We start from the raw sequence: 15,141 nt of genomic DNA, 5'->3' as shown, positions 1-15,141 counted from the left end.
TACCCCGGCACCAGTGCCGGGGTACGGCTCACTTTTGCGGAAGGCTCATGAGTCTTGAAGAAGGGCTTTTTCACTCTCCGTCGGCTACTCGTGGTCGCCGTGGTAGTCATCATCCTTGCGGCCGTATGGTCAGCGTGGCTGGCGTGGCGAACCGAACGTGAGCTCCGCTCAGCCGAGGATGCGGTCAACCGGCTGCAGGCGGCCGTAGAGAACGGCGACGACAGCGCGCGTGACACGGCGGTCGCCGATCTGCAGGCGTCCGCTTCCTCGGCAAAGGGCTATACCGATGGGTTGTGGTGGTCAGCGATGACCAAGCTGCCCGTGTACGGGGACGACGCCTCGGGGGTGGAGGCGCTGAGCGCATCGATCGATCTCGTAGCGCGTGAAGCCATCGGTCCGTTAGCGGCCACGGTTGACGCACTCGACGGGCTAGTCGAGGACGGTCAGATTGACCCAGCGAAGGTCGCCGAGTTGGAGGGCCCGATTTCCGGAGCGGCGCGGGCGATGCGACATGCCTCCGGGTTGGTGAGCGCCCATGACCCCAAGGACTTCATGCCCGCCCTGAGTACTCGATACGCAGATTACGCGAAGAGACTCGCCGGAATCGCGAGCGACTTCAGCGCGGCGGAAACGGCCGTTGATGTGCTGCCCAACATGCTCGGTGGAGATGGTCCCCGTAACTACCTCTTCATCTTCCAGAATAACGCTGAGATTCGGTCGACTGGTGGTCTGCCGGGGTCGTGGGCGCGCGTGCACGTTGAAAACGGCAAGATCCAATTGCGCGAGCAAGGCTCTGCAGCGGAACTAAACAACAATCAATCCGCTGCCGAACTCACCGACGAAGAACTCGCCGTGTACGATCAATTGCCCGCCCTATTCTTTCAAGACCCAAATTTTATTCCTGATTTTCCACGCGCAGCGACCCTATTCAACGCTTTCTGGAGTCGCACTTATCCGGCCGTGGAACTCGACGGAATTCTTACACTCGATCCAGTGGCGATGTCTTACCTCATGGCCGGAACCGGGCCGGTGCAGGCAGGTGAACTGACGCTCACAGCCGAAAACATCGTGCCCGAGTTGCTTAGCAACACATATCTGTCGATAACTGACCCGTCGAAGCAGGACGAACAATTTCAAGAGGTCGCTCGGGCGATTCTCAGTGCGTCGACCAGTCGCCTTGCGTCGCCCATAGACTTCGTTCAAGGCTTGTCGCGAGCCGTTCGCGAACGTCGCTTTCTGTTGGCGCCAACCGACCCTGCCGAAGTCGAGCGCTTGAATGGCGCCTCAATCCTCGGGCAGTTGACGGGTGACGACGGCGCGGTTCCACATGTCGACATTGGACTTAACGACGCGACCGGCTCGAAAATGTCTTACTACTTGCGGTACTTCGCGGGCGTGGAATCTAGGTCTTGCCTAAGCGGCGTTCAAGCGCTCGAGGGAACCATGACACTAAATCAGACAATCAGCCCTCGGGACGCACGGGCCCTTCCAGACTACGTGACGGGAGGGGACGCATATGGGATCCCGATTGGAAGCCAACTCGTCACCGCACGCATATACGGGCCGTACGGCGGATCGATCAGCGATGTCCGGTTGAACGGCGAGCCTCTAGATCCCAAGTACGGCCTCCAGATTGACGGGCGCCCAGTCGTGACTATCAGTATCCTAATCGACACCATTGACGATGCCCGAGTGACGTGGAAGATGCAGACCGCTGTTAAACAAACAGGGAGTGGGAAGGTCGGCCTTACCCCCAGTGTGCTTGGCGGTACACTCGATAGTCAGTTTAAGAGCGCCTGCTAGCAATCACGCGCGTCGCGCATAGAGGGGTGCACGCAGGGCCAGCGTCGTCTAGTTATCACCGGCCAAAATACTCGGAGTCTGTGACTGACAATACGTGGGTCCACTCAAACTGCTTCCAGAACTCGTCGCGCGATGGAACCGTCCGATCACCTTCGCTCATCTCTCTGAGAACCCGAGACCAGGCAGTGGGTTCGCTATTGACCATCGTTGCAGCCCCGGTGTTATGAGCTAAGCGGGATATCTGGCACCCCGCTCCTATGTACACAGGGGTATCCAGCGCCATCGCCTCAAGGAAAGCAATCGAATGGCACTCCCAGCGGCTGGGATGAACATAAGCCAGCGATCCCCTGATGGCGGCAACCTTTTCGTCACCAAAGACAGGCTCGCCTAGTTCCACAAACTCAGTGAGCTCCAACTCGGATATTAACTCAGCGACTGTTGCGCGGCCGTTGCCATAGTCATAACCGGCCAAACGAAGTCGGGGACGCACACCTTCGGGGACAAGCGCTAGACCGCGCAGGAGCACGTCGAGACCTTTATGGTGAGGATCGATCCGGCCAAACCAAAAGACGTAAGGCAACTCGACTGAATTGGGCGTCCGCGCGTCAAATGCCCCTGGTGCTGTTGGCCGAATCTCGACAGGATCAAAGCCTGTGGGCGCTACCATGCAGACGGCTCGGCCGCTCAGGTGCGAGACCAAGTTGGTTTCACCGTCGAAGTAAACGTGAACTCTCCAAGCGCAACTGAGGAAGAGTCGTTCGAATGCCCGACGTATTAAGCGGGGGCCTCGCAGGCCGGCCATCACGCCAGGCTCGTAGACACCATGAGGCATTGCTACGTAGCGGCGACGCGTGAGAAGACCCAAGCCAGCTGCAACATAATGACTTGCTGTCCAACCCTCGTGCAGGACAACAATATCTGCCCACCTCATCAACTTAGCAAGCTTCCATACGCTGGGGACGTACGTGGATCGGCCACGGCCAATATGTCGCACCCGGACCACCGGAACGTTATAGACGCTACTCCTGATCTGCCCAGACCCAGCGGCAATCCGGACCTCGTGGCCATGATCGACCTGGTGGTCAGCCCAGAGCGAGATAGCCGCTGTGACACCACTTTCGTGGGTTAGGGCCTGAGCGTAGTAGTGCAATATCTTCATCTTAGATAACCTAAATTTCGTTGCCGCGCGTCGACGCCAGGGCGGCCACACATGCGAGCACTATAGCGCCACGTACCAGTCATCCCAGAGCGAGAACTCCGGCCACACTTGATGGTATCCGCTACCTGACAGAGCCACGTTTATACGGGAACGATTCTCCGTGTGAAAATTGTGTTCGACCGTAATAATCTTTGGGCGAAAGCGGTCAAAGTCGAACGACTCGAGAATCGTCGCCTCCGAGCCTTCGGTGTCAACAGACAGGTAGTCAAACTCCGCCGGAGCGTTGTGACTATCTAACAGATCGATTAGTGTCACGGTCTCTACTTCGTACTGAACCCCCCCCTCACGTCTCCTCCGATGCACGTCGGCCGCCGACAAGACTTCAATTGTCGAAAACTCTGGAACGACCGTCTCGTTAAACAACACGAAATCACCAGTGCTATCTGAAACGCATCTGTGATCGACGGTACATGCCCGGTTCACGCTCAGTTCCGCGTGCCAAACCCGGGCAGGCTCCGCCAGAATCCCAGACCAGCCATATCGGCTCTCAAGCAGCATACTGTTACTCAGAGAAACACCGTTGGTGGCACCAAACTCAACAAAGAACCCATCACGTTTCTCAGCCAGTTGGAATAGCACAAACAAGTCCTGCTTCAGTTGGGCATGCGAATAGGCATAGTTACTGAGGCAGAAGGCCACAAACTCGGACTTGGCCAACTCGAGACTATCCGTTGCGAGGGCAGAATCCTCGAAACTTACTAGGGCTTCCCATAGAGTCACTGTCGGAGGACGGACTGCCTCAATGCTTACACCCAATCGTGCACGAGCCTCCTGCTTCGCGCGATTCCGCAGCCTCCGCGTAAGACTTTGTCCACTTGCCATGATCAGCCATATCCTTCCGAAGCTTGTGCACATCATCGAGGGCATCCGCGAGAGTCGCAGTGTTACGTTGCCGCACACTGGAACAATCAATAGTCCAACCATAGCCGCGCATCGTCCTGCTGTGCCGACCTTCTCACGATTCGTCGGATCTCGACATCTGCGCTTTGGTAGCCGCTAGAATCCTTGAGTGACCAAGAGTGGCGGGATGAGCCAACTTCGGGTGTCGACCGAGACGAATCGACGCTTGTATGGGACCACCGCGGTGGCATTGCTACTGTTCGGCGGTCGGTGGGGGTCGCATATCGGGTCCTCTGGAGTCTATATTGGCGATGTGTTGCTCGCGGGTGGCTCGCTAGCATGTCTGCTTTCTTTAAGTAAGTTTGACCCGCGGGTCAAATCTACTAGCGGCATACTAGGTACGACTGCTTTGGTCTTTGTTTCCTACATTGGTTTACGGTACCTGTGGTCAGCAGACATAAGTCGAGATTCTATTCGTGACTTTGTTCCGTACGCTTACGTCGTGGCTATGGGGGTGTCTTGGGCGTCGTATGCACGTGCATCACCCGACGCGAAGCGGCGTACGTCACGACTTTTGGTCGCGGGGTTATATGGTCACCTCGTTTGGTGTCTAGTCAGCTTTGTGCTGTACCCTCCGATTGCAACGATCACGCCCGTTGTTGATGGCGTACCGATATTTGAGACGCGAAGTGATTTCGATACCGCGATTGTCGGAGTTGCGCTTGCCCTAGCATTGCATCGGGTAGTTTCAGGCGAGCGGAAGTACTGGATGGTTGACGTTGCAATCGTCGGGTCGGCGATCGCCATCCTGGTCGTGTCCGAGTCGCGCGCTGGCACGTTAGGTGCGGCGGTAGCAGTGCTCGTTGCACTTCGTCACGCGGTGAAGCGCCGGCGCTCACTGCGCAAGCGCAACGAGTTGATGATGTTTGGGCTCGCGGCAGTAATCGTCGGGTTAATTATTGTGCAGCCAAGCACTGCTGCCACGGCGCGACTCGCAGGCGTCATACCTGGCATCCAGACCAGTAGTCAGTCTCAAGCACTGGCTGCTAGCGGTCGAGGTACGGCTGACGCCAGGGAGAGGACATGGTCGTATCTAGTCGAATATGGAACATCTTCGACGTCGAAGACGGCGTTCGGAGTTGGCTTCGGACCAGACTTCATGACTGAGACGCCCGCCGGCCGGTTGCTTGTCGGCGGTGGTTATCAGCTAGACAGTGGAGAAACCGCGACGAGGTCACCGCACAACTACTGGTTGGGAAGCTTTATAAGGTTAGGCATTATCGGGCTTGCGCTCTTAACGCTGATGGTCGCCGTCGTTCTTTCGTTCGCTTGGAGAACGGGTGGCCTCGGGAAGGACGAGGGCGATCTGGGACTTATAGCCGCGCTCGTCGCTGTATCATTAGTTATTCCGGCGTCTCTGGGAGTCGTATTAGAGTCACCTTTTGGCAGCGTGCCGTTTTGGTGGGCAGCTGGGGTGCTGGCATGCAGAGCACGAGAGGCGAGAGCCAACTATCGGATGGAGGACTTTCGAGGATGATTTCGGTACTTACACCAAGTTTTAATTATGCGCAGTTCATAAGGATGTCACTTGATTCAGTGCGACTTCAGGATCAGGTCGACGTGGAGCACGTCGTAATGGATGGCGCCTCGACCGACGAGACGCCCCAGATACTGAATACGTATGGTGGTTTGCTTTGGAACTCACAAAGCGACAAAGGTCAGAGCGACGCTTTGAATAAGGCCTTCAGCAGGAGTTCGGGTGACTGGATTGCGTGGTTGAATGCAGATGAGTTCTACCTCCCCGGCGCGCTCGCGGCTCTGCATCGCCGTGCGATGCAGACAAACGCTGATGTGGTCTTTGGCGACTTTCTGCTGGCTGATGGAGACGCAGAATTTCAGCGGCTTGTTGCGTTACGCGAGTTGTCTTCGTTTGCACTGCGAAATTACGGGACTGTAGTCCCGACCTGCTCGGTCTTGATCAGACGATCTATCCTGGGGGAGGAGCCGTGGGACCCCGAGTTACGCAAGGTAATGGACTGGGACTTATGGCTCCGCTTGTGGACCCAGGGGGTAAAGTTCACTTATCTGTCACAACCCATTGGTGTGTTCTTGAACCATGGCGCCAATGTGACGGCGATAGCAACGCCATCCGATGACGTGGAGATCGTCGGGCTAGAGCGCAAGTATGGCGTAGCAGCGATACGACGTTTTGCCCCCGTGCTGCGTTTTGCTGGGAACGTCGATCACCTCTCGAGAAAGATGCTGAACGGTTCGAAGGTTCGAGAACGCCGCGCCCAGAAGTACGGTGTGGGTTTGAAGTTAGACTGGATGAGTTCTCCGACGAGTTTACAAAATGTACAGGGAGCGATGTCGAAACTATGATGCCTCGTGCACGTCCAACTGCGGTGTTGCGGCAGCGAATGTTGCTGAGTCTAAATGCTTTGGGACTAGAGGTTCGGCGTCGATCCCACGGCCTGCAGTTTGGTCGAGTACCCTCGGCCGACCCATATTTAGGGGTGAACAGAGACGCCTTAGCTGGTAGCCTCAGAGTCCTGCGAGATATTGGGTTCCGGCCAAACGTAGTCATCGATGTCGGGGCTGCGTTCGGGACGTTTGCTTTGCTTGAGACGTTCCCCGATGCGCACCACTACCTCGCAGAGCCGCTTGCCGAGTTCGAGCCCGCTCTCAGTGAGGTTTCCAAGTCGGTCGAACGTGCCACGCTATTCATTGGTGTAATCGGATCAGATGATCAGCCTACAGTTCTCAAGGTTCACCGTGACTTGCTTGGCTCGTCTCTTTTGGCGGAGTCGGCTGACGATTTTGGATCGGTTGAAAGAACCGTGGATAGCATCGCGCTTGACTCGTTAGTCACTGAACGCACTGGGCAGTTTCTCCTCAAGATTGATGTGCAGGGTGCTGAACTGACTGTCTTGCGAGGCGCAAAATCGGTACTGGAAAGCACCGCTGTGGCAGTTATTGAATGTTCACTCTTTCAGTTCTTCCAGGATGGCGCCTCGATTACTGAGATTATTGACTTTATGACTGATAATCAGTTTTCGATTTACGATATTATCGAGTCGCAATATCGGCCTCTCGATGGCGCTCTAGCCCAGGTCGACCTTGTCTTTGTACCAACTAGTTCATCGCTGCGAAACGACGTCCGTTACGCGACTCCAGAACAGCGCAAAGTCCAGGATAAAAAGTTCAAGAAGGGTATAGCGCGCTTTATTAGTTAGGCAGCCGGCCTGAGCGTGCCTGTCTGTCCGTAAATCGAGGTGGCAAGTCCCAAAGGGTGCGCTCAGCGAGAGCTAATGCGCGGTCCGACCACCCAATTTTGCCTGCGAAGCGTTCACATTCGGCCGCGTAGACAGTTGCCTGTGAACTCAAGTGCTCGCCATGGTATTTGAACCCGGCCAATGCGTAGTCAACGATAGCGAGGTCCGCCGAATGCGCGAAGGTGTGCCACAGGAATGCGTCGCCAGCTAGTCGATATGTTGATAGTTCCTGTAGATCCACCAAACGCATTAGATCAGCGGTCCAGAACGTTGACTCCTGTTGAACCGCTGGTAGCAAGGTGCGTCCGTAGTAGCATTTCCTGAGATATTTGCGACGGTATCGAAGTGGCCGACGGGCATTCACAATATTGCCCGCATTGTCATAGTAGACATCCATTCCGGTGAGCCAGTTCGCACCGCGACTAACGGCCTCCGCCACTAGATTGAATGCGTTTGGCTGTAATAAGTCGCCGGCATTGAGGTAGAAATAAACCGCGCCTTCGACCTGTGAAAGACCGCGGTGAAGCGCGTCGTACATGCCATTGTCAGGCTCGCTGTAGACGCTGACTCCAAGAGACTCGAACCGGCGTGCGATGGAGACCGTTCTGTCCGTGGACGCGCCATCTCGAATCACGTATTCCAAGGTGTGGCGTCCGACCTGCAATCCGTCTTGCGAAATTATGCTTTCCACCGTTGGCGCCAAGTGTCGAGATGCGTTGTAGGTGGGTGTCACCACAGCGAACTTCATTTCAGTTACCAGCCTTATGACTTTGGATAGCCCTCTGATCGTGATGCGGAAATCTTTTGATGATCATAACCCAGATTGGTACCACCTGAATCAGCAAAAGGCAGGCAGCCGACGACCAGACTGGCCCTGTGACTCCGATACTCTCAGCTAGCACAATGCTGATTGGAACGTTTACGCCAGCGCTAAGACTAGTTATAAGAGCAAGGCGCCGTAGTCCGTGGGCGTCGCTCATGGCCGCAGCTGGCGCCAACTGAAGTGCGAACGACACAAGCAGTGCTCCGAATGCGATGAGAAGCAGACGGGCATCTTTGACCTCGTTCCCGAGCCAGACCTGTAGGAAGTAAGGTCCTCCCAGCACGAGGCCGACCCCTAGGATAGTCGCGCCCGCGGCCAACGAGTAGGCGGCCCGAAGAACCGCGGACACGCTGACTCGTCCCTCGGATCGAGATGTCGCGAAGTGAGTCCATAGAAGCGGAAAGACGCTTGTCATGACGGCGAACGAAATGGCATATAGTTTCTCAACCACGGCGTAGTCTGCTGTAACTCGCGCCCCTAAGGTTGAGGTAATTACGATCGGGTCGATACTGAACGACGCTGTGATACCAATCGAGATAATCATCATAGGCCAAGTGGTTGCCCATATTTCCTTAGAAGTCACGCTAGCGGCGGTCACTCGTTGCTGCGACCGTAGGTCGAAGTGTTCGGTCAGTTGGCTCTTTAAAAGCCTCCCCCCGCAAATGGCCGCAAGTAGATTCGCAGCCCCGGCAAGGGCCACTATCGCGACGAATGGCGCATCAAGAATTTTGCAACTAATAGCCGCGCCGAGTAGCCATACCGCGTTTAAGATCGGGAAGAGTGCGACCCAGGCGGTCTTGCCGAGGCCCTCTAGAGCTCTGAAGATGACTGAGCAATAGATCAGGCTTGCGCAAATACTGATATACACGCTGATTAGATGGGATTGCTGCCCTAGCACTGGGGTCCATGCACCAGTGAGTTCGCCAATGGCAACGATCCCCCAAACGGCTAATGTGAGTTTGGCCGTTTGGCGCGCGCCAAGCCGAATGGCCGTTTTTGCTGTCTCTAGACTTCCTGAGGCCGCAGCTTCCGCGACGTACGTCCGAACGCCAGCTGCTAAGCCTTGATCGGCTACCACGAGGACCGAGGATGTCGACAAGATGGTGGCTAATGTCCCGTAGCCACTGTGGCCGTACGTCCCAATGACCACCGGCACAACTGTTAGTTGGCAGGCTGCCACAATCACTCGCGCGAGTGCGGCAGAACCCACGACTTGAACGGCTGATTTCTTGAAGGATGACTGCAACTCAGATTGCCCTTCGTTGGTGGATTCAAGTGCTAGCCAAGTCTTATCTCACCGACGCCTTCTTTGTGGCGTGGGCTGTTTACGCACACTTTTTTGGTTGAATTGAAAGTAGTCCATTCGTCAACACATGGGCGAGTGTTAGTTTGACGGATCGGTCATCCGGGAATCGATGCAACTTCATTCAGCGGGGCGCTCGCGCCAAGCCGATGAGTTTGGCCGCCCGCCTGAAGCGTGTTAATTGTGCGATATTGTATCAGGCCACATACCGAACTTGACCGCATCATAGTTTGGTTCGGGTCAGCTAGGCGCACGCTTAACCGATATTCAACCTAACTTGTCGTACACCGCCGTTATTGCATCGAGCCACGCTTGAGAACTAAAGGTGTTTCTGTGGTACACGCGACACTGGCGTCTCATTTGGTCGCCTCGTCCCTGTACCTGATTCAAGGCGTCGATCAGACCATCCCTCGCGATCGGCCCGACTGACATAGGGACCGCTACCCCCGCTGCTATGAGCGCGGGAGCTGCTGCGACTCTGGTGGAGATTACTATCGGGACCGAACGAGCGAGTGACTCGAGGATAACTGTTGGCAAACCTTCAGACCATAAACTGGGAACAATGAGTCCGGTAAATCGGCCTAAGGTTTTAAGCAGATCGACGCGATTCGCTAGCCCGTGCCAGTGAACGCCCGTTTCAGCGGAGTGCTGGCTCTGCAGGAGAGGGCGGAGGGGCCCGTCTCCGTAAATGTGTAATTGCCGGCCAGGTGGCCAGTTCGCCAGCAGATCAACCAGTCCTTTTTCCTCCGTCAGCCGCCCGACGAAAGCCCAGGAGTCGGAGTGGGCAGTGCTTGCATCTGCATCGGACACGAAATTCGGAATAACGGTTACGGGACGTCCTGAGTATGATGCGATTATCTCAGCCATTTGATCATTTAAAGCAACCAACGTTTTTGGATGACGAAGGATGGGTCGGAAACCACCCACTCGCGTGGCTCCGATTGCGAGGGGCAGCGTTTGGCTACGCGACCCGCGGTAACAGCCGTACCTGATAGCGGGCAACTTTGACGGTCCAAGACACTCAAAGCACTCCTGGCCGTCTCTGAATAGAGTGCCCGCGGAACAAACCGTACGGTAGTTGTGTAAGGTCGCGACCGTTTTCATTCCCCACCGCTCGAGCCACCTCGTTCCAAAATTTGGAAACGTGTTATGCAGGTGCACAACATCAGGCTGCAGGGCGGCAAGCTCCTGAGCAGGCGATGCTCCGTAGCCGGTGGCGACTCTGGTAGCGGCCACCATCGCATATTGCGTCGACCCTTTGTAGTCGTCGGTTCGACGTGCAATCAAACTGACTCGATGGCCGTGGTGTCGAAGAAGATCGACCTGCTCAGCAACCATAGTGTTTTCACCGCTTGGCTGGTCGGCCGAGTAGAAGCTGTGTACGACTGCTATATGCACGACTTGTCAACTTCGATTCTGAAACCAGTGACGTAGTGTCAGTATTACGAACCGCGTGTTACCGATCAGGTAGCGGCGCCAGAGTCGGCGTGGCTCGCTGAACAATCTGTACGACCACTCCATATGATGGGTGGTGAGCCACTTTGGTGCCGTCGCTTTGGTTCCTGCTGTGAAGTCAAATGCTGCGCCAACGGCTGCCGTCGTCTGCCCTGTACTGCGAAGAATCCGTAGAGCCTCCGCGTCTTGCTTAGGAGTACCAAGCGCAACCCAGATAATGTGTGCGCCACTGGTGCGAATCCGGTGGTCTTGGTGTTGAACCTGAGTTGGTGTCTGTTGGTGAAATGGTGGCGAGTATGTGCCGACAACCAACGCCCCGGGAAACTTGACGGCGATCTGACGTTGCAGCTCGACCATGGTGGCCTCGGTAGACCCGAGCAGGTAATGCTGGAGCCCAAACTCGCGGCCTCGATCGAGGCACGTCTCGAACAGCCATGGTCCTCGCACCTGCTCGCAGACTTGATCGGCGGGATGAGTGCGACGCAGGACGGAAGCTAGGGGGCGACCGTCTGGAAGGTTTACGCCCTCCCCAGCCAAGAGCCGCTGGTACGCCGGGTCCCGGGACGCGGCGTCCAGCGTCCCGGCATTCACAAGACGGTAAGTGGTCGCGGGCCCGTGCAGAGCAGTGTTGATAAGTTCTGATATCGCCGCCTCGGAAGTGAGGGTCGCCACAGGTATCCTGGCGAACTGCTTAGTGGCGCGCTCGCTAGCGGGTTGCTGCACTACCTGGCCTGTGTCATCGCGGGTTCGCTGGACCTCATGGCACACACAGTAGTCAGTCTCGCACCAGTTGGCCGCGGGGAGTGCGCAACGTCTCGATGAACAGCGATCAAGGGGTGGTGTGTTGAGGGCGACTCTGAGTCTTGCCTGCGTAACGGTCCGGCCAGCTGATGCAGGTGTCCGCCAAGAACTGCGGTTCAGGTGCGCGCGCCCTGACGCCCAGCACTGCGACGTTGATCGGCGGTCCGGGCCCGAAACCGGAACGTTAGACCGCGCTGAACGGACCTCTGTGCGAGGCTTCTGCCACCAGTTGGCGATCAGCGCAACTGGGCAGACTTGCAAGCATTGGTCAGTCGGCCTTAGGGAGAATCATGAAGAAAGCACTCATAACCGGGATTACCGGCCAGGATGGGTCTTACCTGGCCGAGTTGTTACTTGGGAAGGGCTACGAGGTGCACGGACTAATCCGCCGTGCGTCGACTTTCAACACGGCGCGTATTGATCATCTGTATCAGGACCCGCACGACCGTGACGCCAGACTTTTCTTGCACTACGGAGACTTGTCGGATGGAGCTCGACTCGTAACCTTGATTGCGGAGATCCGACCTGATGAGGTCTACAACCTGGCAGCGCAATCGCACGTCCGCGTCAGTTTTGACGAGCCTGAGCACACCGGTGATACCACCGGAGTCGGAGCCATGCGGCTTCTCGAAGCCGTCCGGATGGCGGGGGTTCAATGTCGCTATTATCAGGCCTCGAGTTCTGAGATGTTCGGTGCGACGCCCCCTCCCCAGAACGAAGAGACGCCATTTTACCCACGCTCGCCGTATGGCGCCGCCAAGGTGTACGCGTATTGGGTGACTCGCAACTACCGTGAAGGTTACGGGATGTTCGCCACAAACGGTATTTTGTTCAATCACGAGTCACCTCGCCGTGGCGAAACGTTTGTCACGCGGAAAATTACTCGTGCAGTTGCTCGCATCAAGGCTGGCTCACAGAGCCACGTCTATCTCGGTAACCTCGACCCGGTTCGTGACTGGGGGTATGCCCCGGAGTACGTAGAAGGCATGTGGCGGATGCTGCAAGCAGATGAGCCTGATGATTACGTGCTGGCCACCGGCGGAAACTTCACCGTCCGCGACTTCGTCGTTACGGCCTTCGAGCACGCCGGGCTCAATTGGGAGGAGCACGTGCGGTTTGATGAACGGTACCTACGACCGACTGAGGTTGATGCGCTTGTGGGCGACGCCTCCAGGGCGGAGGCCAAACTGGGCTGGAAGCCAGCCGTAGATACGGCCGAACTCGCTCGAATAATGGTTGACGCAGATATTGAGGCTCTCAAGCACGAAGGCCGTCCATGGATTGATTCCGTGCGGTTGGCTGGCTGGCCGATGCAGGACCCTTCTCGGTGAACGCCGAAAAAGAGGTGCGACCTCTAGACCGCGAGGCAGTGACCTACGTCGCGGGACACCGTGGTCTTGTTGGCGGAGCTATTGTGCGGCACCTTCAGACAAGCGGGTTTCACGATCTTCGTGGCCGTTCATCCACTGAACTTGACCTGAGGGTACGAAGCGACGTGTTTGATTACTTCGCCGAGACGAATCCGCGGTACGTCGTGTTGGCTGCCGCAAAGGTGGGGGGAATTCTAGCCAACAATACCTACCCGGTCGACTTCCTCTCGGATAACCTGAGAATACAGACCAACGTCATGGATGCAGCGTTGCAGTTCGGAACGGAACGGCTGTTGTTTCTCGGCTCATCGTGTATTTATCCCAGGATGGCTGCACAACCCATTGAAGAGTCAGCACTACTAACCGGGCATCTCGAGCCGACCAACGATGCTTACGCGATTGCCAAGATCGCAGGAATCCTCGGGGTTCAGGCGGTTCGCCGGCAGTATGGGCGCTCATGGATCTCGGCAATGCCCACGAACCTCTATGGCGAGGGCGACAATTTCTCTCCTACCGGCAGCCACGTTCTCCCAGCGCTCATCCGTCGATACGACGAGGCCCTCCAAGCGGGAGCCGACACTGTCACCAATTGGGGTACCGGCATGCCTCGGCGTGAGTTCCTCCACGTGGACGATATGGCAGCGGCCTGCCTGCATCTGTTGGAGAATTATGACGGCCCCGCGCAGGTCAATGTGGGAACCGGTCGGGACAACACGATCAGAGAGATTGCCGACACCGTCGCCGAGGTTGTTGGGTTTACGGGGAGGACCGAATGGGATGTCTCCAAGCCTGACGGCACGCCGCAAAAGTTGCTGGACGTGACAAAGCTGCGGGACGCTGGGTGGACCGCGTCGATCGGGTTGCGAGACGGGATCTCGAGGACGGTTGACTGGTACCGCTCGAACGCCAGCGGACTGCGCGAGGCTGGTTGATGATGCCCCTGAGTTGGACGCGCAACTTATTCAGAGGACATGACTTGACTGTCACGGGCTAGCGAGCAGGTGGACCTGAGAGCATCGTGTCTGCCCTATCGTCGCCCGGTCCCGCTCCGTAGGTACCGCGATGGTGAACGCGTGCTGTACGAACGGGCCGTCCCGCAGCGCGGCACTGCGTGGCGGGCCGGTAGCCAACCACAGAAAACGGGCGCGTTAACTTTTCGCGTTGACAACCACCAGATTGACGAGATGCTGACGCGGCTCGCTGAACCGGGTTAGTGTCTGCAAGCGGCGCCGTCGACGGCCCGCCTGGCATCAGCCACGCAAACAATCTCTTCAAGGAGTGCCCGATATGGACGCCCAAATCGCCCCTGAAGCCCCAGATGCCCCCGTCTCGTTGGGCAACCGAAGCTTCAGCCGTCGTACGCTGGTACGCACCGCGGCATGGAGCGCGCCAGTCATCTCTGTGATGTCAGCGGCACCGGCGTTCGCCGCTTACTCCACACCGACTGTGCTCAGCATTACGAGCGTTGGTCTCGCAGCAAGCAATCGTGTGAAGACTGCTGGTAAGCAGTGGTTTGTCTGGAGCGGTACATCGTACATTTCCTTCACGGAGACCGCGACGACTTTGCCTGCAACGATCGCCAACCCGGCGCTCTTGACCACCACGGTTTCGGGTGTCAAGTCCACCGGCGGGTCGGGATCGGAGATCGTCACGCTCACTCTGACTCTCGCCCCTCAGACGACCTCGGGCACGGCCCGCGGACACGGCCAATACACGTTTGATACAACCAACTGGGAATTGTCGACGGCAACGCCGCCATCCATTGACAACGCCACGAAGGTCGTCACCTTTACTTTCGTATCAAAGGCGGCGCTGGCTGCTGGGGCAACCGCCCCCGACCTGGTGTTCGTCACGGCAGTTGGGTCTACGAGTGGCGCCACCTCCTACGCGATCACATCTGGTAGCGCCACGGCAACAGCCACGGCTGCTAATGCAACGTCGGGAGTCATGACTGGGACTCTTTAGTCCCGCAGCGCTTCTGGCCTGCAGCGGTGGCCATTGCCACCGCTGCAGGCTCGCTTTGATGAACAGGTGTGCTAGTCAAGGCAGCTGCTCCGGGCGCCACACCGCTGACCTGACCAGGAAGAGCCTGTCGCAGATGATCGCGACCCTGCCGCTGAATCTGCGCAAGGCGATCACCTGGGACCGGGGATGGCCCAACACGCCCAGTTCCGCATCGAGACCGGTACCCCGGTCTACTTCTGCGGCCCCCAGGAGCCGTGGCAGCGCGGCACCAACGAGAACTCCGCGGC

The 15,141-nt window shown here is 57.2% G+C and carries 12 protein-coding genes; 7 read left to right on the top strand and 5 right to left on the bottom strand.

All coding sequences use genetic code 11. From position 1 onward, the window contains the following. The first annotated feature begins 54 nt into the window (after positions 1 to 54). Positions 55 to 1,803 carry a DUF4012 domain-containing protein gene (locus Q7T52_RS02585; RefSeq protein WP_304799180.1) on the top strand — a complete coding sequence of 583 codons (1,749 nt, stop codon included), beginning with the start codon at positions 55 to 57 and terminating at the stop codon, positions 1,801 to 1,803. A 55-nt stretch (positions 1,804 to 1,858) separates the two neighbouring features. On the opposite strand, the gene Q7T52_RS20585 is transcribed toward Q7T52_RS02585, so the two are convergent. After that, positions 1,859 to 2,962: a glycosyltransferase gene (locus tag Q7T52_RS20585; RefSeq protein ID WP_370692280.1), complete on the bottom strand. Its 1,104-nt coding sequence runs from the start codon at positions 2,960 to 2,962 to the stop codon at positions 1,859 to 1,861. A gap of 60 nt (positions 2,963 to 3,022) precedes the next feature. Beyond that, complete coding sequence (locus Q7T52_RS02580; RefSeq protein WP_304799179.1) at positions 3,023 to 3,679, bottom strand: FkbM family methyltransferase; 657 nt, start codon at positions 3,677 to 3,679, stop codon at positions 3,023 to 3,025. 805 nt (positions 3,680 to 4,484) lie between these two features. On the opposite strand from Q7T52_RS02580, the gene Q7T52_RS02575 reads away from it, so the two are divergent. From Q7T52_RS02575 to Q7T52_RS02565, 3 genes are all read left to right on the top strand, one after another. Then, on the top strand, positions 4,485 to 5,399 hold the full coding sequence (locus Q7T52_RS02575; protein ID WP_304799178.1) for an O-antigen ligase: 915 nt from the start codon (positions 4,485 to 4,487) through the stop codon (positions 5,397 to 5,399). Next, positions 5,345 to 6,244 carry a glycosyltransferase family 2 protein gene (locus tag Q7T52_RS02570; protein WP_370692279.1) on the top strand — a complete coding sequence of 300 codons (900 nt, stop codon included), beginning with the start codon at positions 5,345 to 5,347 and terminating at the stop codon, positions 6,242 to 6,244. The genes Q7T52_RS02575 and Q7T52_RS02570 overlap by 55 nt, the downstream gene beginning before the upstream one ends. Positions 6,245 to 6,378: 134 nt before the next feature. Beyond that, a complete protein-coding gene (locus Q7T52_RS02565; protein WP_304799175.1) occupies positions 6,379 to 7,098 on the top strand; it encodes an FkbM family methyltransferase in 720 nt (239 codons plus the stop codon). Here Q7T52_RS02565 and Q7T52_RS02560 read toward each other — a convergent pair. From Q7T52_RS02560 to Q7T52_RS20575, 3 genes are all read right to left on the bottom strand, one after another. Then, complete coding sequence (locus Q7T52_RS02560; protein WP_304799174.1) at positions 7,091 to 7,885, bottom strand: glycosyltransferase; 795 nt, start codon at positions 7,883 to 7,885, stop codon at positions 7,091 to 7,093. The genes Q7T52_RS02565 and Q7T52_RS02560 overlap by 8 nt on opposite strands. Positions 7,886 to 9,530: 1,645 nt before the next feature. Beyond that, complete coding sequence (locus Q7T52_RS20580) at positions 9,531 to 10,601, bottom strand: glycosyltransferase family 4 protein (protein ID WP_370692278.1); 1,071 nt, start codon at positions 10,599 to 10,601, stop codon at positions 9,531 to 9,533. A gap of 66 nt (positions 10,602 to 10,667) precedes the next feature. Then, a complete protein-coding gene (locus Q7T52_RS20575; protein ID WP_370692283.1) occupies positions 10,668 to 11,309 on the bottom strand; it encodes a WecB/TagA/CpsF family glycosyltransferase in 642 nt (213 codons plus the stop codon). Between the two features lie 500 nt (positions 11,310 to 11,809). Between Q7T52_RS20575 and gmd the strand changes: the two genes are divergently transcribed. From gmd to Q7T52_RS02545, 3 genes are all read left to right on the top strand, one after another. Then, entirely contained in the window at positions 11,810 to 12,850 is a 1,041-nt protein-coding gene (gene gmd / locus Q7T52_RS02555; protein WP_304799173.1) for a GDP-mannose 4,6-dehydratase, read from the top strand. Beyond that, positions 12,847 to 13,821, top strand: coding sequence for a GDP-L-fucose synthase (locus Q7T52_RS02550; RefSeq protein ID WP_304799172.1), 975 nt, complete (start codon positions 12,847 to 12,849; stop codon positions 13,819 to 13,821). Before gmd ends, Q7T52_RS02550 begins: the two co-directional genes overlap by 4 nt. Before the next feature lie 346 nt (positions 13,822 to 14,167). Next, positions 14,168 to 14,854, top strand: a complete 687-nt coding sequence (locus tag Q7T52_RS02545; protein ID WP_304799171.1) for a hypothetical protein — start codon at positions 14,168 to 14,170, stop codon at positions 14,852 to 14,854. The last annotated feature ends 287 nt before the right edge of the window (positions 14,855 to 15,141 follow it).

Origin of the sequence: Nocardioides sp. (assembly GCF_030655615.1) — a bacterium.
Classification (GTDB): Bacteria; Actinomycetota; Actinomycetes; order Propionibacteriales; family Nocardioidaceae; genus Nocardioides.
The sequence above is the reverse complement of the archived record's forward strand: the minus strand, read 5'-3'. Positions and strand labels throughout refer to the sequence as shown.